18 protein-coding genes are annotated in these 21249 nt (G+C 69.6%); 11 read left to right on the plus strand and 7 right to left on the minus strand.

Translation table 11 applies throughout. The annotated features are described in order from the left end of the window. The first annotated feature begins 13 nt into the window (after positions 1-13). From J4030_RS05410 to J4030_RS05435, 6 genes are read left to right on the plus strand one after another with little or no spacing between them, the layout of a single operon-like run. Positions 14-970 (plus strand): ABC transporter permease, encoded by a 957-nt coding sequence (locus J4030_RS05410; RefSeq protein ID WP_208048193.1) that lies wholly within the window; start codon positions 14-16, stop codon positions 968-970. Further along, positions 970-2976, plus strand: coding sequence for a dipeptide/oligopeptide/nickel ABC transporter permease/ATP-binding protein (locus tag J4030_RS05415; RefSeq protein WP_208048194.1), 2007 nt, complete (start codon positions 970-972; stop codon positions 2974-2976). Before J4030_RS05410 ends, J4030_RS05415 begins: the two co-directional genes overlap by 1 nt. Next, complete coding sequence (locus J4030_RS05420) at positions 2973-4058, plus strand: oligopeptide/dipeptide ABC transporter ATP-binding protein (RefSeq protein ID WP_208048195.1); 1086 nt, start codon at positions 2973-2975, stop codon at positions 4056-4058. The genes J4030_RS05415 and J4030_RS05420 overlap by 4 nt, the downstream gene beginning before the upstream one ends. Beyond that, positions 4059-5003, plus strand: a complete 945-nt coding sequence (locus tag J4030_RS05425) for a dihydrodipicolinate synthase family protein (RefSeq protein WP_374221979.1) — start codon at positions 4059-4061, stop codon at positions 5001-5003. It abuts the gene before it with no gap. Beyond that, entirely contained in the window at positions 5000-5935 is a 936-nt protein-coding gene (locus tag J4030_RS05430; protein WP_208048196.1) for an ROK family protein, read from the plus strand. The genes J4030_RS05425 and J4030_RS05430 overlap by 4 nt, the downstream gene beginning before the upstream one ends. Further along, positions 5928-6629, plus strand: a complete 702-nt coding sequence (locus J4030_RS05435) for an N-acetylmannosamine-6-phosphate 2-epimerase (RefSeq protein WP_307864574.1) — start codon at positions 5928-5930, stop codon at positions 6627-6629. The genes J4030_RS05430 and J4030_RS05435 overlap by 8 nt, the downstream gene beginning before the upstream one ends. Before the next feature lie 93 nt (positions 6630-6722). Here the strand turns inward: J4030_RS05435 and purU are convergent, their stop codons facing one another. Genes purU through glyA form a run of 7 tightly spaced genes read right to left on the minus strand, consistent with a single transcriptional unit; the run spans position 6723 to position 15446 of the window. Further along, a complete protein-coding gene (gene purU / locus J4030_RS05440; protein ID WP_243762938.1) occupies positions 6723-7601 on the minus strand; it encodes a formyltetrahydrofolate deformylase in 879 nt (292 codons plus the stop codon). Between the two features lie 19 nt (positions 7602-7620). Further along, positions 7621-9018 carry an L-serine ammonia-lyase gene (locus J4030_RS05445; protein ID WP_208048197.1) on the minus strand — a complete coding sequence of 466 codons (1398 nt, stop codon included), beginning with the start codon at positions 9016-9018 and terminating at the stop codon, positions 7621-7623. Further along, complete coding sequence (locus tag J4030_RS05450) at positions 9018-9626, minus strand: sarcosine oxidase subunit gamma (RefSeq protein WP_208048198.1); 609 nt, start codon at positions 9624-9626, stop codon at positions 9018-9020. Before J4030_RS05450 ends, J4030_RS05445 begins: the two co-directional genes overlap by 1 nt. Further along, complete coding sequence (locus J4030_RS05455) at positions 9619-12552, minus strand: FAD-dependent oxidoreductase (protein WP_208048199.1); 2934 nt, start codon at positions 12550-12552, stop codon at positions 9619-9621. Before J4030_RS05455 ends, J4030_RS05450 begins: the two co-directional genes overlap by 8 nt. A gap of 3 nt (positions 12553-12555) precedes the next feature. Next, positions 12556-12870, minus strand: a complete 315-nt coding sequence (locus tag J4030_RS05460; protein ID WP_208048200.1) for a sarcosine oxidase subunit delta — start codon at positions 12868-12870, stop codon at positions 12556-12558. A gap of 14 nt (positions 12871-12884) precedes the next feature. Further along, on the minus strand, positions 12885-14105 hold the full coding sequence (locus tag J4030_RS05465; protein WP_208048201.1) for a sarcosine oxidase subunit beta family protein: 1221 nt from the start codon (positions 14103-14105) through the stop codon (positions 12885-12887). A 9-nt stretch (positions 14106-14114) separates the two neighbouring features. Then, on the minus strand, positions 14115-15446 hold the full coding sequence (glyA, locus tag J4030_RS05470) for a serine hydroxymethyltransferase (protein WP_208048202.1): 1332 nt from the start codon (positions 15444-15446) through the stop codon (positions 14115-14117). A 94-nt stretch (positions 15447-15540) separates the two neighbouring features. Here glyA and J4030_RS05475 point away from each other — a divergent pair, with 94 nt between their 5' ends. From J4030_RS05475 to J4030_RS05495, 5 genes are all read left to right on the plus strand, one after another. Further along, on the plus strand, positions 15541-16197 hold the full coding sequence (locus J4030_RS05475; protein ID WP_208048203.1) for a GntR family transcriptional regulator: 657 nt from the start codon (positions 15541-15543) through the stop codon (positions 16195-16197). Between the two features lie 360 nt (positions 16198-16557). Next, entirely contained in the window at positions 16558-18096 is a 1539-nt protein-coding gene (locus J4030_RS05480) for a cytosine permease (protein WP_208048204.1), read from the plus strand. Then, positions 18093-19043, plus strand: coding sequence for a polysaccharide deacetylase (locus J4030_RS05485; protein WP_307864575.1), 951 nt, complete (start codon positions 18093-18095; stop codon positions 19041-19043). Before J4030_RS05480 ends, J4030_RS05485 begins: the two co-directional genes overlap by 4 nt. 10 nt (positions 19044-19053) lie before the next feature. Beyond that, entirely contained in the window at positions 19054-20301 is a 1248-nt protein-coding gene (locus J4030_RS05490; RefSeq protein WP_208048205.1) for an aminopeptidase P family protein, read from the plus strand. Between the two features lie 76 nt (positions 20302-20377). Further along, positions 20378-21127 (plus strand): IclR family transcriptional regulator, encoded by a 750-nt coding sequence (locus J4030_RS05495; RefSeq protein ID WP_208048206.1) that lies wholly within the window; start codon positions 20378-20380, stop codon positions 21125-21127. Positions 21128-21249 lie beyond the last annotated feature (122 nt).

The raw sequence follows: 21249 nt of genomic DNA on the forward strand, positions 1-21249 counted from the left end.
TGAAGGAGCTCCCATGACCAACGTCCTGGGCATGGTCGTACGACGACTGCTCACGCTGATACCGCTGATGCTCGGCATCGCCCTGTTCGTCTTCGTGATCATGCGACTGTCACCGGTCAACTCCGCCGTCTCGGCACTCGGCGACAACGCCTCGCCCGCCCAGATCGCGGCGTACAACCAGGCGCACGGGCTCGACAAGCCGGCGCCGGTGCAGTTCGTGACGTTCGTCAAGGACCTGCTGACCGGTGACCTCGGCACCACCCAGTCGCTCAACAAGTCGGTCGGCTCGCTGGTGAGCGAGGCGCTGCCGGTCACGCTGGAGCTCACGCTCATCGGTGCGTTCCTCGCGCTGGTGCTGGCCGTCGTGCTCGGCATCGTCGCCGCGCTCTTCCGCGACCGGTGGCCGGACCAGGTCATCCGCGTCATCTCGATGACGGGCATCTCGGTGCCGTCGTTCTGGCTCGCGCTGCTGCTGATCCAGCAGCTGTCGATCACCTGGGGCTGGCTGCCGAACGCCGGGTACACCAACCCGTCCGACTCGGTGACCGGCTTCTTCGAGTCCATGGCGATGCCGGCGATCGCCCTCGCAGTGCCCGTCGGTTGCTCGCTGGCCCGCATCGTGCGGACCGCGATGGTCGAGGAGCTCGACAAGGACTACGTCCGGACGGCGTACGGCTCCGGGCTGCCGCCGCGGGTCGTGGTCGGGCGCAACGTGCTGCGCAACGCCCTGGTCAACCCACTGACGGTGCTCGGCCTGCGGGTCGGTTACCTGCTGGGCGGCACCATCATCATCGAGGCGATCTTCCAGATGCCCGGGATGGGCACCCTGGTCATGCAGGCCGTCACCACCAACGACACCGCGCTCGCGCAGGGCACCATCCTGGTCATCGCCGGATGCTTCGTCGTGATCAACCTGGTGGTCGACATCCTCTACATGGTCGCCAACCCCCGACTGCGAGGGAGCCACTGATGCCCACCTACCGTTCCGGCCTGGCCGCCACCCTGTCCTCCGCCCGCAACGGGCGCCGACCGTCGTTCAGTCTGCGGCGCTTCGGCATGCCGGCTCGCGTCGCGCTGGCGTTCGTGGCCCTGCTCGTCCTGGTCGCCCTCTTCAGCACCTGGCTGACGCCGCACGATCCGACACGCCCCGGACTCGCACCCGTCGGCACCGGCCCGGGAGGCTCGTACTGGTTCGGTGTCGACGCCTCCGGGCGCGACGTCTTCTCCCGGCTGGTCGCGGGCACCCGACGCTCCCTGGAGGTCGGGTTCGGCGCCGCCGCCCTGGCCCTGATCGTGGGAACGGTGCTCGGCGCCCTGGCGGCGACGAGCCGCAAGGCCGTCGACGAGATCATCATGCGGCTGCTCGACATCGTCATGGCGTTCCCAGCCATCGCACTCGCCGCGGTGCTGATCGTCGCGTACGGCAAGGACAAGCTGAGCGTCCTGATCATCGCCATCGGTTTCGTCTTCGCACCCTCCATCGCCCGGGTCGTGCGCGCCAACGTGCTGGCGCAGTACGGCGAGGACTACGTCGCCGCCGAACACGTCATCGGCGCCCGGCGGGTGCACATCCTGCGTCGTCACGTGCTGCGCAACTGCGCGGCACCCGTCCTGGTCTTCGCCACGGTGATGGTGGCCGACTCGATCATCTTCGAGGCGTCGCTGTCCTTCATCGGTGGTGGCCTGCCGGGCCAGGCGGCGCAGTCGTCCTGGGGCTCGGTCATCGCCTACGGCCAGCAGATCCTCACGGCAGGCTCCTGGTGGGCGACCTTCTTCCCCGGTCTGCTCATCCTGCTCACCGTGCTCGCGCTGAACATCCTGAGCGAGGGCATCTCCGATGCCTGGGCCGCACCGGCCACCGGCGGGACGAGCGCGGATACAGCGGCGCCCCTGCCGGAGACAGCACCCACCTCGGCCGGGCACCCCGTCGAGGACACCCCCACCGCCCTGCCCGGGCTCGCCCGGGCTGCCGCACGACTGCGGAGCTCGGCCCGTCCGCTCCCGGACGGCGACCCGATCCTGACGGTCCGCGACCTGCACATCCGCTTCGCCGACCGCCATCGAGGAGTCGACATCGTGGACGGCGTGGACCTGCAGGTCCGCCCCGGTGAAGTGCTCGGCCTCGTCGGCGAGTCCGGCAGCGGGAAGTCCCTCACCTCCCTCACCGTGATGGGCGTGCAGCCCACCGGTGCCGAGGTGACCGGCTCGATGGTCTTCGACGGCCAGGAGCTGGTGGGGATGAAGGCGGCCAGACGGCGCGCGCTGATGGGCAGCCAGATCGCGATGGTGTACCAGGACGCGCTGTCGGCGCTCAACCCCGCGATGACGATCAAGGCCCAGCTCGCTCAGGTCGTCAAGCGCGGTGGCACCCGCACCGCGCGCGAGTTGATGGAGCTGGTCGGGCTGGACCCGCAACGCACGCTGTCGTCGTACCCGCACGAACTGTCCGGCGGTCAGCGCCAGCGGGTGGTCATCGCCATGGCGCTGTCCCGCGACCCCAAGCTGATCATCGCCGACGAACCCACCACGGCACTGGACGTCACCGTCCAGGCGCAGGTCGTCCAGTTGCTGCTGCGGCTGCGCGAGGAGCTCGGGTTCGCGCTCATCCTGGTCAGTCACGATCTGGCCCTGGTCAGCGAGGTGTGCGACCGGGTGGCCGTCATGTACGGCGGCCGGATCGTCGAGACCGGCGTCTGCGCCGACATCGTCGCCGAACCTCGGCACCACTACAGCCGTGGCCTGCTCGGCTCGGTCCTCTCACTGGAGGCGGGCGCCGCCCGGCTCACCCAGATCACGGGGACGGTGCCGTCACCGGCCGACTTCCCACAGGGGTGCCGCTTCGCGGACCGCTGCCCGATGGCCACGCAGGTCTGCCTGGACGACGCGCCCCGACTCACCGGTGACGACCCGCATCACCTCACGGCCTGCCACCACCCCGCCGGCCACCGCGCCGCACTCGAGGAGGCTCACTCATGATCGGTGGATCGGACGCGCCCGTCCTGCAGACCGAGGACCTGAGCGTGGTGCACCGCACGCGCGGTGGCGGTATGTTCGACAGGGCCAGGGTCTACGCGCTCACATCGGCCGATGTGGCGATCCACGCCGGTGAGACGGTCGGCATCGTCGGCGAGTCCGGCTGCGGGAAGTCGACCCTGGCCAAGGCCATGGTCGGCCTGCAGGCACCCACGTCCGGTCGGTTGCTGTGGTCCGGCGAGGACGTGTGGGCGATGTCCGCGGCCCGCCGCCGCGCGACCCTGGGCCGCGGTGTCGGGATGATCTTCCAGGACCCCGCGGGTTCGCTGAATCGCCGGATGCCCGTCTCGCAGATCATCCGGGACCCGCTCGACGTGCACCGCTGGAAGACCGCGCGGGACCGGGGCGCCCGGGTCCGCAGTCTCATGGAGATGGTCGGGTTGCCGCAGTCCCTCGCGGGCGCGCTGCCCGGCCAACTGTCCGGCGGTCAGCGCCAACGCGTCTCGATCGCCCGGGCGCTCGCCATGGAGCCCTCGTTGATCGTGGCCGACGAGCCGACCAGCGCACTCGACGTCTCGGTGCGCGCGCAGATCCTCAACCTGCTGATGGATCTCAAGAACGAGCTCGGACTGTCGATGGTGTTCGTGTCCCACGACATCCAGACCGTGAAACGGATCAGCGACCGCATCGTGACCATGTACCTCGGCCGGGTCGTGGAGGAGACACCCGCGGTGCTGCTGCCCGACGGCAGCCGGCACCCCTACACCCGGGCGCTCTTCTCGGCCACCCCCAGCCTGCTCGACGCCGTCGAGCCGATCCCCCTGACCGGGCCGGTGCCCTCGGCCACCGCGCCCCCGAGCGGGTGCCCGTTCCGGACCCGCTGCTGGCGGGCGGACGACGCGTGCGCACAGGACATGCCACCCGTGACGTCCGCACCGGGCGGTCACCAGTTCCGTTGTCATCACCCGATTCCCGAAGGTACGTCGGCGCGCGCCGTGCTGCGCGACGCTCGCGACGCTCATCCAGCCCACCCTGCCCATCCAGCACACCCCGTCGCCTCTGTCGACGCCGACCAAGGAGCCTGAATCGCCGTGCCCGACCTGACCCTCACCGGTGTCATCCCACCCGTCCTCACCCCGCTCACCGACGACGGGGAGGTGGACGTCGCGTCGCTCGAACGGCTGGTGCAGCACCTGCTCGACGGCGGGGTCAGTGGCCTGTTCGCGCTCGGCAGCTCGGGCGAGACGGTGTTCCTCACCGACCCCCAGCGTGACCAGGCGCTGGAGGTCATCGTGAGGTCCGCGGCAGGCGCAGTGCCCGTCATCGCCGGGTGCATCGAGCCGACGACGCCCCGGGTGATCCAGCGGGTGCGGGCCGCGGAGCGATTCGGGGTGGACGCGATCGTGGCGACCGCGCCCTTCTACGCGATCGTCGGACCGCACGAGACCGAGCGTCACCTGCGCGCCGTCGGCGCCGCGTCCGACCTGCCGCTGCTCGCTTACGACATCCCGGTCTGCGTCGGACGCAAACTGCCCAACGACCTTCTGCTGCAGCTCGCTTCGGACGGTGTCCTCGCCGGTGTCAAGGACTCCAGCGGCGACGACGTCGCCTTCCGGCAGCTCGTGGTCGGACTCCAGGACCGGCAGGTGGAGGACTTCGCGACCCTGACCGGGCACGAGGTCGTCGTCGACGCGATGCTCCTGGCCGGAGCCACCGGGTCGGTGCCGGGTCTCGCCAACGTCGACCCCCACGGCTACGCGCGCCTGCACCGCGGCGCCGCCGACGGCGACTGGGACACCGCACACAAGGAGCAGGAGCGTCTGGTGCGCCTCTTCCGCATCGTCGACGCCGCCGACCCCGCCACCGCCGCGGGCGCGACCCGCGGGATCGGCGCGTTCAAGACCGCCCTGCATCTGCTGGGCGTCATCGACTCCCCCGCCGTCTCGCTGCCCATGCGGCGGTACGACGCCGCCGAGACCGGCCGGGTGCGCGAGCACCTCGAACGCGCGGGTCTGTCCGTCCGCCGATGACGCGCACTGCCCGGGCACAGGACGCCGTGGTCGGGGTGGACCTCGGGGGCACCAAGACCAATGCGGCGCTGATCGACCGGGAAGGACACATCCTGCGACGGGCGACGTCGAGGACACCTGGGCGCGGCGGACCGGGAGAGATCGTCCGGACGGTCGGCCGGCTCGTCGAGCAGGTCGGCAGGCATGCTCATCCCCTCGGCGTCGGCGTCGGCAGCGCTGGCGTGATCGACCACGTGCGCGGTGAGGTGGTTTCGGCCACGAGCGTGCTGCGCGACTGGGCGGGTACGCCGATCCGCCAGGTGCTGGAGCAGTGGACCGGCCTGCCGGTGGTCGTCGACAACGACGTGCACACGCATGCGCTGGGCGAGCTCTGGCGCGGTCGCGCCCGCGAGGTGCACAGCATGCTGCTGGTGGCGGTGGGCACGGGCGTCGGCGCCTCCCTCGTCCTCGACGGCGAGGTCTGGCACGGTGCCCGCCACGTCGCCGGCCACCTGGGTCACATCGTCTCGGCGTACGCCGACGGGAGGCCATGCGTCTGCGGTGGGTGGGGACACCTGGAATCGGTCGCCTCCGGTCCTGCGATCTGCGCCGAGGTCGCCCGCCAGACGGGCGAGCCGGTCGACCGACTGCAGGACGTGGTCCACGCGGCCGACGCGGGATCGGCCATCGAGACCGACGCCTTGCGCCAGGGTGCGCTGGCTCTCGGTGTCGCCGTGGGCGGTGTCGTGAATCTGCTCGACCCGCAGCTGGTCGTCGTCACCGGAGGCGTAACCGGTGCCGGCCCGTCGTGGTGGACGGCGATGGATCGCGCGCTGCGGGCCGAACTCCTGCCGGCGACCCGCGACGTACCCGTGCTCGACAGCGAGCTCGGCGCCGACGCCGCGCTCCTCGGCGCGGCCCGCATGGCCTTCGAGAGGACGTCCCGTGTCTGACCTGATGGAGCGACTACGTGGGCGCCTCGTCGTGTCCTGCCAGGCCTATCCCGGCGAGCCGATGCGGGATCCGCGCACCATGACCCAGATCGCGCAGGCCGCGGTCGCCGGCGGTGCGGCGGCGATCCGTGCTCAGGGCATCGAGGACCTGGCCTCGATCGTGGCTGCTGTGGACGTCCCCGTCATCGGCCTGTGGAAGGACGGCGATGCGACGGTCTACATCACCCCCACCCTCGATCACGCGCTGGCCGTCGCCGCCACCGGGTCGCACATCGTCGCGATCGACGGGACCGGTCAGGAGAGACCGGACGGCCGCAGCCTCGCGCAGACGATCGAGGCCCTGCACGAGCGGACCACCGCCCTGGTCATGGCCGACTGCTCGACGCTCGAGGAGGGCCGGGCCGCTGCCGATTGCGGCGCCGACCTGGTGGGGACCACCCTCGCCGGGTACACGTCGTACACGCACAGGACGCCCGGTCCCGATATCGAACTCGTCAGGACGCTCGTCGACGCCGTCGAGGTCCCGGTGATCTGCGAGGGGCGCGTCCACTCCCCCGCTCAGGCGGCGCAGGCCATCGAGGCCGGCGCCTTCGCGGTGGTCGTGGGCACGGCCATCACCCACCCGCAGACCATCACGGGCTGGTTCGATCACGCCGTCCGGGACGCAGCGGAGTCCGTGGTCTGCGGCGAGTAGCACCGGGCGGCGGGCCGATCGGCCGCGTGGACCCTAGATGGCGACACGAGCGACGCCCGAGCCTCGAACCCGAACGGTGTGGCATTCGCTGTCTTACCGCAACACGATGGTCCGGCGCTCCTGGATGACCACGCGGCCTTCGCAATGCCATCGCACGGCGTTGGACAACGCTTTGCACTCGGTGTCGCGGCCGGCCACGACCAGATCCTCGGGTGTGTAGGTGTGGTCGATCTCCTGCACCTGCTGGGAGATGATCGGGCCCTCGTCGAGGTCGTCGGTGACGTAGTGCGCCGTGGCACCGACCGTCTTCACACCGCGTGCGTGCGCCTGGTGATAGGGCCTGGCGCCCTTGAAACTCGGCAGGAACGAGTGGTGGATGTTGATGACCCGCCCCTGCATCACCGTGACGAGCGAGGCGGAGAGGATCTGCATGTAGCGGGCGAGGACCACGAGGTCCACCTTGTGGTCCGCGACGATCCGCAGCAGTTCGGCCTCCGCCTGCTCCTTGCGGTCCGGCGTCACCGGCAGATGGAAGAACGGCACGTGGTGCCACTCGGCGAGATCGCGATGATCGGGGTGGTTCGACACGACGGCCACGATCTCGATCGGCAGGTCTCCGGTGCGTGCCCGGAAGAGCAGGTCGTTGAGGCAGTGCTCGAACTTGGACACCATCACCAGGACCCGCACCCGGTCGGCGCCACGGCGCAGCACCGCACGCAGTCCCCACGGCTCGCAGAAGTCCTCGACGGCGTCGGTCAGCGCCGGTAGTCCCGGGTCGTGCTCGGGCGGCACCGCGAACTCCACGCGCGCCATGTACGCGTGTGCCGCGGCATCGTCGAACTGGTTGAGTTCGCGGATGTCCGCGTGATGCCCGACCAGGAGACCGGTGATCGCGTGCAGGAGACCGGGTTGCTCCGGACCGTCGAGGGTGAGCACGTAGGACGGCTGCCGCACCGAGGCAGCACCGCCCAGATATTCGCGCACAGAGCTGTCAGCACTCAATGACGTTCACCGCCAGACCTCCACGAGATGTCTCCTTGTACTTGTCCTTCATGTCGGCGCCCGTCTCCCGCATCGTCGCGATGGCGTCGTCGAGGCGCACCCGGTGCTCTCCGTCACCCTGCAGGGCGAGCCGCGCTGCGTTGATCGCCTTGACCGACGCGATGGCGTTGCGTTCGATGCACGGCACCTGCACCAGGCCGCCGACCGGATCGCAGGTCAGCCCGAGGTTGTGCTCGATGCCGATCTCCGCGGCGTTCTCCACCTGTGCGGGGCTCCCTCCGAGGACGGCGCACAGCGCACCGGCAGCCATCGAGCACGCCGACCCCACCTCGCCCTGGCACCCGACCTCGGCACCCGAGATCGAGGCGCCCTCCTTGTAGAGGATGCCGATGGCGGCCGCCGTCAGCAGGAAGGTGACGACGGAGTCGTCGTCCGCTCCGTCGACGAATCGGGTGAGGTAGTGCAGCACCGCCGGCACGATCCCGGCAGCTCCGTTGGTGGGTGCGGTCACCACGCGGCCGCCGGACGCGTTCTCCTCGTTGACCGCCAGCGCGTAGAGGTTGACCCACTCCATCGCCCACAGGGGGTCTCGGGGGTTGCCGGGCTCGACGTTCGCCAGAGCCTCCTGCTCGCGCAGTCGCAGACGCAGCCGCGGTGCCCGCCGACGCACCTGCAACCGGCCGGGCAGGAGGTCCGCCTCGCGCGTGCAGCCCTGCTCGACGCATTCCTGCATCACGTCCCAGATGTGCAGCAGCGCCGCGCGGGTCTGCGAAGCTGCGCGGAACGCCGCCTCGTTCGCCGACATCACGTCGGCGATGGATCCCCCGACGTCCGCGCAGGCCTTCAGAAGGTCGGTCGCCGTGCGGAACGGGTAGGGCACGACGACATCGTCGCCGGCTGCGGACGCCAGGTCGTCATCCTTCACTTGGATGACGAATCCCCCTCCGACGGAGTAGAACTCGCTTTCCAGAAGCACGTCTCCCGAGGTGTCGCGGGCATGGAAGCGCAGCCCGTTGGGGTGCCGCGGCAGCGCCTTCAGGTGCATGGTGAGATCCGTCGAGGGATCGAAGTCGATCGCGTGCGTCGAACCCAGTCGCAGCCGATGGCTCCGGCCGATCTCGTCGACGCGCACCGAGGCCGCCTCGACGTCGATCGACTCCGGATCGCAGCCCTCCAGCCCGAGCAGCACTGCCCGGTCGGTGCCGTGCCCGACGCCCGTTGCCGCCAGCGACCCGAAGAGCTCCACGGTGACTGCCCCGACCCGTTCCAGGTCGCCGTCCTTCACCAACTGGTCCACGAACAGCTTCGCGGCACGCATCGGCCCGACAGTGTGGGAGGAGGAGGGACCGATCCCGACCGAGAAGAGGTCCAGCGCGGACAGAGCCATCAGCGGTACTCGCGCATGCCGTCGAGCAGCCACCGCGCGACGTGCACGGCGAACGACGCGCGCGGCATGACCCGCCAGGTGCCGACGTCGGTGCGCCACACGATCACGCCGACCGACTCCAGGAGGGTGGCCACCGCATGCCCGACCGGGAACGCCTGAGGGTCCAGGTCGAGCCGGCAGGACTTGTCCAGCACGTCCTGGGCATGTGGACCGGACAGCTCCAGGGTGGTGCGGTTGGCCGACAGGTCGACCACCTGACCCGGCAGCTCACCGAGCGCGGTGACCAGTTCGGCGGTGAGCGCGGCGGGGTCCAGACCGCCGTCGCGTTCGTCCGGTGCCAGGACCAGGTACTCGTCCGGCCCGAGCCACAGCGTCGAGCGCCCGGCCGGTAGCGCGGTGACCTGTCCGACGCCGGCGGGCAACGGCCCGGCCAGCGCCGCCTCGAGGGCGGCGGCCGAGGGACTGCCCGGTCGGACGCGCAGTCCGATCTGAGCGAGAAAGGGCACCTCGTGCAGCTGCACGCCGGCACCGCTGCCGTGCTCCAACTCCTCGGTGAGCGCGTGCAGCGGGCTGCGCCGCCGCTCCAGGACACTGCTTCGATCAACCATCGCGTCGAGTTCCTTCCTTGTCGTAGACCACGGCGTCCCCGATCTCGACCGGCACGAAGCGTCCACCGAAGGACGCCACGGCCTGCTGGCCGACGCGGTCGCGGCCGTCCTTGACGAGCGCGAGCGCGAAACTGCGACCGATGGCCTGGCTGTGGTAGCTGGAGGTGACGTGCCCGATCATCGGGATCGGCATCCGGGCGGGCCCGTCCAGTGGTCCTTCTGGTGCCGCAGCCTGCTCGATGACCTGGCTGCCCTCCGGCAGCCGCAGCGTCGTGTCCAACGGGAGCAGGCTCACGAGCTGCTTACGACCCGTGGCGTTGTGCGAGGCCCGTTCGTACGAGCGCTTTCCCACGAACTCCTTCTTCGTGGACACCACCCAGCTCATCCCGAGGTCCTGCGGTGTCACGGTGCCGTCGGTGTCCTGGCCGACGATGGGATACGCCTTCTCGGCCCGCAGCACGTGCATCGTCTCGGTGCCGTACGGCGTGATCCCCAGCGACTCGCCCGCGGCGGACACGTCGTCCCACAGGCTCTGGCCGTACCAGCCGGAGACGTTGATCTCGAAGGCGAGCTCACCGGAGAACGTCACCCGGGCGATGCGGGCCGGGATCCCACTCGCCAGGGTCGTGTCGCGGAAGGCCATGAACTCGAAACCCTCCTTGGACACGTCCAGGTCCGGAGCCAGCGCGGCGACGACCTGCCGCGACCGCGGTCCGACCACGGCGATCGTGGTCCACTGCTCGGTCACCGAGGTGAACCAGACGTCCAGGTCGGGCCACTCGGTCTGGGACCACTCCTCGAGCCACTCCAGGACCCGTGCGGCGCCGCCGGTGGTCGTGGTCATGACGAATCTGTCGTCGGCGAGCCGGAAGGTGACCCCGTCGTCGAAGACCATCCCGTCGGGGCGGCACATCACGCCGTACCGCTGCTTGCCGACGGCCAGCTTCGCGAACGCGTTGGTGTAGATCCTGTTCAGGAACGTCGCCGCGTCCGCACCGCGCACCTCGATCTTGCCCAAGGTGGTGGCATCCATGTACGCGACGTTCTCCCGCGCCGCGCGGCACTCGCGGGCCACCGCGGCGTCCATGTCCTCACCGTGTCGCGCGAAGTACCAGGCGCGTTTCCACTGGCCCACGTCCTCGAACCGCGCTCCCAGCTCGACCTGCCGGCCGTGGCTCGGGGTGAGCCGGGCCGGGTCGTAGAGCTGCCCGCGCGAGCGTCCGGCGAGGGCCACGAAGGCGACCGGTGTGAACGGTGCGCGGAACGTCGTCGTACCGAGGGCGCCCGGCGAGGGCCGCATCGATGCGTTGGTCGCACGACCACCCTCGTTCACCTCGCCGTCCTCCGCGCCGTCGCCGACGACCTGGCCGGGTTGGCCCGCGGGCACGGCGGCCATGTCCGGTGCGGACAGCAGCTGGGTGAGCAGGCCGATGGTGAGGACTCCACCGATCTTGCCCTGGTCCAGGCCGGTGCTGATGGAGGTGTAGCGCTTCACGTGCTCGACCGAGCGCATGCCCGCGCCCACGGCGCGCACGACGTCGGCCGCGGTGTTGTCTCGTTGCGGGTCGACGAAGTGGGTGGCGAGATCACCGTGCGGGCCGGGGACGAGCCACAGGTCCGCGGTGGCGCCGGCGCGGTCGGCCCGTTCACCGGCGTGCACCGGTGACACCTCGTCGGCCCCAGCAGCGGCGCCTTCGCTCAGGCACCCTTCGGTCCAGCTCGTCCCCAGCACGGCACCGGCCAGCGCCTGCCGGGCGACGGGCGCGGTGGGCACGAAGCCGACGAGGCGTTCGTCCCAGCGCAAAGCGCCCTGGCGTTGCGAGTGCAGGCTGACGTTGGGCGACCATCCTCCGGACACGGCGAGCAGGTCACACTCCAGCTCCTGGGGCACCACGTCGCTGCCGTCGGCCGACGCGATCCGTACGCCGGTGACCACCTCGTCGCCGAGGGTCTCGACCACCACCATGCCGAAGCGCACGTCGACAGCGGGCGGCAGCTGGCACCCCGCCGACGGGCGGGCATCCAGCACGGTGACCGTGGCGCCGACGGCGGCGAGATCTGCCGCCACCGGGTACGCCGAGTCGTTCGTCGTGAAGACCACGACCCGTTCGCCGACGAGCACCCCGAAGCGACCCAGATACGCCTGCGCCGCCGAGGCGAGCATCACCCCGGGCCGGTCGTTGCCGGCGAAGATCAGCGAACGTTCGAAGGAGCCGGTCGCGAGGACCACGCGGCCGACGATCAGGTGCCACACCCGCTGGCGCGACATCCCCTCGGTCGTCAGGTGACCGGTGCGCTTCTCCAAGGCCACCAAGTAGTTGTTGTCGTAACTGCCGAAGACGCTGGTACGCAACAGGATCCGGCAATTGGGTGCCGCTTCCAGCTCGGCACGCACCTGCTGCACCCACTCGTGTGCCGGTCGTCCTTCGACCTGCTCACCGGGCCTTCCGAGCAGGCTCCCGCCGAGGGCGAAGTCCTGTTCGAGCAGCGTGACCCGGACACCGGTGGCCACGGCGGCCCGCGCCGCGCTCAGCCCGGCGGGACCGGCGCCCACGATCGCCACGTCGGTGTGCACGTGCATGTGGTCGTACTCGGCGTCGTCCACCGACTGGTCGAGCGTGCCGATGCCGTCCTCCCACGTCATCTGCAGGTCGTCGGCGAGCTCCAGCGTGGTTGCCGGCAGCATCGACTCCCCGTACCCGCCCTCGACCCGGACGAAGGCGTTGGGCTCCTCCACCCCACAGGTCATCACCCCGCGAGGTCGCCGCAGGTAGATCGAGTCACCAACGCGCGCAATGCCGTTGGCGAGCGCGGCGGACGCCACGGTGTCACCGGCGAATCCGGCGTACGTGGTGGAGCCCAGCGTGAACTTGATGGTCTCGTCACGGCCGATCAAGCCGCCCGTGGCAAGTCGTCGAGAGGTCATCCCTCACTCCTTCGCAGTCGTGGTCGGAGCGAGCGGACCGCCGTGCGGCGCCGGCCGTGGATCGCTCGGCAGGTAGGTCGCGGTGATCTCGTAGGTGCGGGTGTCGCGAACCGCGTTGAACCACTTGCGACAACCGGCGCTGTGCACCCAGCGCTCGCTGTAGAGACCCTTGGGGTTGTCTCGGTAGAAGAGGTACTGCGCCCATTCGGCGTCGGTCAGCGCCGACGGGTCCTCGGGGTAGGCCACGTGGGCCTGCCCGCCGTACCCGTACTCGTCCTCGGTGCGCGGCCCGCAATGCGGGCAGTCGATGATCAGCATCGGTCGTCCTCCGGTCAGTGGGCCACGGCTGCGGCGCCGTGTTCGTCGATCAGGGCACCGGTCTCGAACCGGTCCAGGGCGAACGGCTCGTTCAACGGGTGCGGTGCGTTGTTCGCGATGGTGTGCGCGAACGCCGTGCCGGCGCCCGGCACCGCCTTGAATCCGCCGGTGCCCCAGCCGCAGTTGACGTACATCCCCTCGACGGGCGTGAGGCCGACGATGGGCGAGGCGTCCAGGGTGACGTCGACGATCCCGCCCCAGGTGCGCAGCAGGTGCGCGCGGGAGAACGCGGGGAAGAGTTCGACCGCCGCCGACATCTGCTGCTCGATGACGTGGAACGAGCCGCGCTGTCCGTAGCCGTTGTACGGGTCGACGCCCGCGCCCATCACCAGTTCGCCCTTGTGCGCTTGCGAGACGTAGACGTGCACGTGGTTCGACATGACCACCGTCGGATGGATGATGTCGTGCAGTTCGGAGACCAGGGCCTGCAGGGGATGGGACTGGATCGGCACCCGGAAGCCCGCCATCTCGGTGAGCACCGAGGTGTGACCGGCCGCCGCGAGCGCGACCCGGCCCGCGTGGATCGTGCCGCGATTGGTGTGCACGCCGGTCACCCGGCCGTGATCCATCTCGAATCCGGTGACCTCGCAGTTCTGGATGAGGTCGACGCCCATGTCGCTGGCGCGGCGGGCATAGGCCCAGGCCACCCAGTCGTGCTTGGCGATGCCGGCCCGCGGCTGGTACGTCGCGCCCATCACCGGGTAGCGGATGTCCTGCCCGATGTTGATGATCGGGCACAACTCCTTGACCTGCTCGGGCGTGATCCATTCGGCGTCGATGCCGTTCAAGCGGTTGGCCTCGACACGGCGTACGGAGTCGCGCTCGTCCTGCAGGGTGTGCGCGAGGTTCATCACGCCCCGCTGGGAGAAGAAGATGTCGTAGTCGAGCTCGTCCTCCAGTCCCTCCCACAGCTTGAGTGACTGCTCGTACATCGCGGCCGACTCGTCCCACAGGTAGTTGCTGCGGATGATCGTGGTGTTGCGGGCCATGTTGCCGCCGGCGAGCCAGCCGCGTTCGAGGACGGCGATCCGGGTGATGCCGTGGTTCTTGGCCAGGTAGTAGGCCGTGGCCAGCCCGTGACCGCCGCCTCCGACGATGATCACGTCGTACATGGAGCTCGGCTCGGGGTTGTGCCACAGGAATTCGGGGTGTTCGGGCAGGTCGCGCTGCTTCATCCGTGCTCCTCAGAGGCTCGCTGTGAGTGATGGGTAGAGCGGGAAGCGCCGAGCGAGCTCGGCGACTCGTTCCCGCAACCCGTGCAGGACGCTCTCCGGGTCGGTCGCGCACAGGGCGAGAGCGATGACGTCGGCGACCTCGGTGAACTCGGCGGGCCCGAACCCCCGGGTCGCCAGCGCGGGGGTGCCGATCCGCAGCCCGGAGGTGACCATCGGAGGGCGGGGGTCGTGCGGCACCGCGTTGCGATTGACCGTGACACCGATCCGGTGCAGCCGGTCCTCCGCCTGTTTGCCGTCGAGCGCCGCGTCCCGCAGGTCGACCAGCACGAGGTGGACGTCCGTGCCGCCGCTCAGCACCCGGATCCCGGCCGCACGTGCGTCGTCCTGCTGGAGCCGATCCGCCAGGATCCGCGCCCCCTCGATGGTGCGGCGCTGCCGCTCGGCGAACGCGGGTTCGCCGGCGATCTTGAAGCTCACCGCCTTCGCGGCGATGACGTGTTCGAGCGGGCCGCCCTGCAGCCCGGGGAACACGGCCGAGTTGATCTTCTTCGCGATGGCCGCGTCGTTGGTGAGCACGATGCCGCCGCGCGGGCCGCCGAGCGTCTTGTGGGTCGTGCTGGTGGTGACGTCGGCGAACGGGACGGGATTCGGGTGCAGTCCGGCCGCGACGAGCCCGGCGAAGTGCGCCATGTCGACCATGAGCAGCGCGCCGACCTCGTCCGCGATGGCGCGGAACGCCGCGAAGTCGAGCTGGCGGGGGTAGGCCGACCAACCGGCCACGATCATCTTCGGCCGGTGCGTCCTCGCCAGCTCGGCGACCTCCGGCATGTCGACGAGTCCGTCGTCCCCGACGTGGTAGGGCACGACGTCGAACGTCCGGCCGCTGTAGTTGATGCGCATCCCGTGGGTGAGGTGCCCGCCGTTGGCCAGATCCAGCCCCAGGATCGTGTCGCCGGGCTGCAGCAGGGCGAAGTACGCCGCCGTGTTCGCCTGGGCACCGGAGTGCGGCTGGACATTCGCGTAGGCCGCGCCGAACAGCTCCTTCACCCGGTCGATGGCGAGCTGCTCGATGACGTCGACGTGCTCGCAGCCGCCGTAGTAGCGCCGACCCGGGTATCCCTCGGCGTACTTGTTCGTCAGCACCGAACCCTGCGCCTGCAGCACGGCGACCGGTGCGAAGTTCTCCGAGGCGATCATCTCGAGGGTCTCCTGCTGCCGACGCAGCTCCGCGTCGACGGCCTGGGCAACAGCCGGATCCGCCTGGGAGAGATCGGAATCGAAGCCGGCGGGTCGGCGTACGTCGGCCCCGGACCCGTTCGGGGCGGCTGTCTGAAGGGCCATGAAATCCACCATCCATTTTGTCGACGTTTGATATATCAGTTGTCGGTTAAGCTAGGCATCCACTCGGAGCCTGTCAACCCCCAGGAGGACGCTCGTGTCGACGAGCACCGACCGCGCAGCGTCCATCTCGTTGACCGAGGCGGCCTACCAGGCGCTGAAGGAACGGCTGGTGCTCCTGGACATCGCGCCGGGGGCACCCATCAACGAGCAGGGGCTCTCCGCGGAGCTCGCGATCGGACGCACTCCGCTGCGGGAGGCGTTGAAACGACTGGAGTCCGACCACCTGGTGGTGAGCTTCCCGCGCCGCGGCACGTTCGCCAGTCCGGTCGACATGACGGCGCTGTCGGAGATCTCCGAGATCCGTCGCGCCCTCGAACCGCTCGCCGCCCGGATCGCCGCGCAGCGGTCCGCCGAGGTGGACCGCTATGAGATGGAACGCCTGCGCGGGGTGCTCGCGACGATGCCGGACGACACGTCGCCGCGCGACACGATGGAGCACGACCTGCAGGTCCACCGGGCGATCTACCGGGCCACGCACAACCTGCACCTGCAGGCCGCGCTCGTGCGGTACGGAAGTCTCGCCACCCGCATCTGGTCGGTGGCCGCACCCCGCCTGAGCAACGTCGAATCGCACGTGGTCGAGCTGGTGGATCTGCTGCACGCCATCGAGCAGGGCGACGGGCATCGCGCGGAGGAACTGATGCTGGAGCACATGGCCGATTTCGAGGCGCGCATCCGCACCGTGCTCTGAACCGGGCACCGTCGGCTCCCATAGAACCGTCGACCGGACGCCCAGACCGCCCGGCGGCCTGAGCCGCCCCGAGCGGCATTCCGATTCCGCGAGGTATTCGCCGGAAACCCTTGACGGGGACATCCCACATGTCTAGCGTCACTGCAACCAGGTTGTGTTAAACGCAACTATGTGGCACACGAGACCGCCGCGACCCGCCGCCCCCCGGCGACTCCGGCGGGTGCAGATCCGGCTCAGCGCAGAGCAGCACGGCACCACGGGTGCGCGCCACCCCGCCAATCGCCGGCCGCTCGGCCGGCACCCGCAGGCGTACCCCCGCATCGACGTCCGCCCAGAACGCCCCTCAGGAAGGCACCCGCCATGAGCATCCAAGAAGCCCCCCACGGGGAGGTCTCGACGGCGGACGTCGAAGACGTCCTGCAACCGATCCCGGAATCGAAACGAACCACCAGGGTCTCCGGTCAGTTCTGGATCTGGGCGGGTGCCAACGTGGCGCCCATCAACTGGATCCTGGGCGCGCTCGGCGTCGAACTCGGCCTGAGTCTGCGCGACACCCTGATCGTGCTGGTGCTGGGCAACCTGCTCGGGATGGCCGGCTTCGGCTTCTTCGTGCTGCTCGGTCAGCGATCCGGAGCCACCGGCATGCTGCTGTCGCGGGGCGCCTTCGGCCGCCGCGGGGCGTACCTGCCGGCAGCCGTCCAGGCGGTGGTCGCCATCGGCTGGTCGGCGGTCAACACGTGGATCATCCTCGACCTGGTCATGAGCCTGTTCGGCATCCTCGGATGGGTGGATCCGAACGCGCACAACTACGCCGCCCGCATCGCCGTCGCAGCGGTGATCATGATCATCCAAGTCACCATCTGCTTCCTCGGCTACCGCGCCATCGCCGCCTTCGAACGATGGTCGGTCCCGCCCACGGTGCTGGTGCTGGTGGTCATGAGCGTGTTGGCCTGGACCACCGTCAACATCAAGTGGGGGTACCAGGGCGAACCGGGTCACATCCTCACCGGTATGCCGCGCCTCGCCGCCATGAGCGGGGTGATGACGGCCATCGGCATCGGCTGGGGCATTGGCTGGTTCACCTACGCACCGGACTACTCCCGCTTCGTCAGCAAGAGCGTGCCGCGTCGCCGTCTCTACCTCGTGAGCGTCCTCGGGCAGTTCCTCCCGGTGATCTGGCTCGGTGTGCTGGGCGCGTCCCTGGCGACGACCAACAGCAAGGCCGACCCGGGCCAACTCATCGCCGGCAACTTCGGCGCCATGGCGATCCCGATCATCCTGCTGGTGATCCACGGACCCATCGCGACCAACATCATCAACATGTACACGTTCAGTGTGGCGAGTCAGGCCCTCGACATCCGCATCTCGCGCAAGGCCCTCTCGCTGCTGGTCGGCGTGCTGTCGATGTGCGCCGTGATCGGGTTCATGTTCACCAGCGACTTCGCGTCCGTCGTCGACACCTGGCTGTCGGCGATCGCCGGATGGGTGGCGACCTGGGCCGGGATCATGATCGTGCACTACTTCGTCTTCGAGCGGCACCACCGCGACTACGACTATCTCTTCCGCAGCCCCCAGGACACCCAGCTCAAGGCCGTCAACCCCTGGGCGTTGATCGCGTTCGCCGGCGGCCTCGTGATGACCTGGATGTTCATGTACGGCGGCACCCCGATCCTGCAAGGGCCGATCGCCCGCGCGACGAACGGCATCGACCTCTCCTGGCTCGCGGGCGGCCTCACCTCGGGGCTGATCTACTTCGTCGCCGGGTACCCCCGGTTCCGGGCCCGCATCCACGCCGGCGTACCGCTGGGGATCCGGGCGGGCCTCGACGACGAGACCGCCAGCAGGGAGCTCGTCACTCCCGGCGGCACCTCCTCCCCCGAGGCGGCGGTGGCACCGTGACGGCGAATCTCTATCACCCGGCGTCCGGCTTCCCCTGGCCGCAGGGCCGCGGTTTCGGCGCGGCGTTCACCTTCGATGTCGACGCCGAGGCCGGCGCCCTCGCCTTCGACTCGACGTTCCACCGCCGGATGTCGCTGATGTCGCACCAGCAATACGGGCCCGCGGTGGCGGTGCCGAAGCTGCTGGGCATGCTCGAGCACCACGAGGTGAAGGCCACCTTCTTCGTCCCCGGCTTCACCGCGGACCTGCACCCGGACCTCGTGCGCCGGATCCGCGACCACGGCCACGAGATCGGTCACCACGGGTGGCTGCACGAGCAGACCACCGCGCTGACCGATGCCCAGGAGGAGGAGATGATCGACCGGGGCCTGGAGAGTCTGGGCCGGCTGGGGATCACGCCCGTCGGCTACCGGGCGCCGTGGTGGGAGTACAACTACCGCACCACGGACATGCTCCTGTCCCGCGGATTCGAGTACGACTCGAGCCTGCTCGACGACGACGTCCCCTACCGCTTCACCTCCGACGCCTCGGCGACCGGCTCCCTGGTGGAGATCCCGGTCGACTGGGCGCTGGACGACTGGGAGCAGTTCGCGTTCTACCCCGGATGGACCGGGAGCGGTGTGATCGAGTCACCGCGCAAGGCGCTGCAGATGTGGTCCGAGGAAGCATCCGTGGCCGCTCATGCCGGTAACTGCTTCGTGCTCACCAACCATCCGTTCATCTCCGGGCGGCCGTCCCGGCTGAACGCGCTGTCGGCCCTCATCGAGCACGTCAAGGGCCTGGACGGTGCCTGGATCACCACCTTGCAGGACATCGCGCGGCACACGGCATCGGTGATCGAGGACATCAAGGTCCACGACCGTGTCGCCGACCCGGGGCCACAGCCCGGACAGGACGACCAGGGACACCCCCTCCCGTCCACCGACGACCACCTCTTCGACAACTAAGGAGTCAACGATGACGACCACCAACATCCAGTCCGTCACGGATCTGGAGCGCCTGAAGGTCTTGCACAACGGCGACAAGGTCGCCCTGACCTTCTCGGACGCCGAGTTGGAGCAGCGCATCACGAATCTGCGCACGATCATGCAGGAGCTGCGGCTCGATGCCGCGGTCCTGACCAGCTACCACTCCATCAAGTACTACAGCGACTTCCTCTTCACCTCCTTCGGCCGCTCGTACGCCATGGTCGTGACACCGACCGACACGGTGACCGTCACTGCGAACATCGATGCCGGGATGCCGTGGCGGCGCTCGTACGGCGAGAACGTCGTCTACACCGACTGGAAGCGCGACAACTACTTCTTCGCGATCAGCGAGGCGCTGCGCACCCGTGGCATCACCCCCCGCCGGATCGGCGTCGAGGACGACTCGCTCCCCGTCAGCCAGCGGCAGCGGATCGCCGCGGCGCTGGAGGGCGCCGAGCTGGTCGACGTGTCCGGGGCCGCCATGCGTCAACGGATGATCAAATCGGCCGAGGAGATCGAGGTCATCAAGCACGGTGCACGCATCGGCGACCTCGGTGGAGAGGCGATCCGCAGCGCCATCGCCGTGGGCGCGACCGAGTACGAGATCGCGCTCGCCGGCACGGACGCGATGGTCCGCGAGATCGCCCGCACCTTCCCCGACAGCGAGATCCGCGACACCTGGGTGTGGTTCCAGTCCGGCATCAACACCGACGGCGCGCACAACTGGCCGACCACCCGGCGGCTCCAGTCGGGCGACATCCTGTCCCTCAACTGCTTCCCGATGTCCTCGGGTTACTACACGGCCCTGGAGCGCACCCTCTTCCTCGGCGAGCCCGATGCCCGCTCGCTGGAGCTGTGGAACATCAACGTCGAGGTGCACCGTGCCGGGCTCGAGCTCATCAAGCCCGGTGCGGTCTGCAAGGACATCGCAGCCGAGCTGAACGAGATCTACATCAGCTACGGGTTGCTGCCCAACCGCACCTTCGGGTACGGGCACTCCTTCGGTGTGCTCTCGCACTACTACGGCCGCGAGGCGGGGCTGGAGCTGCGCGAGGACATCGACACGGTCCTCGAACCGGGGATGGTCGTCTCCATGGAGCCGATGATCACCGTGCTCGACGGCCAGCCGGGCGCGGGCGGATACCGCGAGCACGACATCCTCGTGGTGGGCGACACCGGCGCGGAGAACATCACCAGATTCCCGTTCGGCCCGGAGCACAACATCATCCCCGGCTGACCGCGGGACACGCGGTGATGCGACGGTGGGCCCGTACGGCGGGCCCACCGTCGCCTGCGTCCGAAGGAGCCCCGTGATGACCACCCCGCCCCGCGGTTCGTCGCCCATCGCCACAGCGATGGCGATCCTGCGCTGCTTCCGACCGGGCCGGCCGGTGCTGGGAGTCGTCGAGATCGCCGAGGAGATCGGGCTGCACAAGTCGTCCGTCTCCCGGATGATGGGCACCCTGGAGGCGGAGAACCTCGTCGAGCAGGACGCGCTCTCCAAGAAGTACCGCCTCGGTCTGGGGCTGCTCAGCGTCACCGGGTCGTTGCTCGCCCACCTCGACGTACGCCGCGCCGCCCTCCCCGTGCTCACCGCGCTCAGCGCGTCCATCGGTGAGACCAGCTCGTTGGTGCTGTGGGACGGCCAGGGCGCGGTGACCGTGGAGCAGGTCCCGTCCGCCCATCCGGTCAAGCACTCGGCCGAGCTCGGGACCCGCTACGAGACGGCAGAGAACTCCTCGGTGCGCATCTTCCTGGCCGCGCTGACCCCGGTCACCCGCGCGGAGTTCCTCGCTCGGTTCCCCGGATCCGCCGAACGCTACGAATGGCTCTCCCGGCTCGACCGCGACGGGACATGCGTGAACCTGGGCGACACGATGCCGGACGAGGTCGGCATCGCAACGGGCGTGCACGACCACCGCGGCGACGTCATCGCAGCGATCCTGATCTCCGCGCCGCGCTACCGGGTGGACACCGAACAGCTGACCTCGCTGCAGGACGCCTCGCGCGCCGCGGCAGCCGATCTCACCCGCAGCCTCGGTGGTGCCGCGCCCCACTCCTGAGGGTGTGGGCGCACTCCTTCCCTGACGCCGGCCTCCAGGCGGCTTCGACCGGAGCGCGCTCGCTGAATCACGCTGCTCGGACCGCCGCGCATCGGATATGCGCACTGCGGTCACTTTCCTGC

The organism is Allobranchiibius sp. CTAmp26 (assembly GCF_017565405.1).
GTDB lineage: Bacteria > Actinomycetota > Actinomycetes > Actinomycetales > Dermatophilaceae > Allobranchiibius.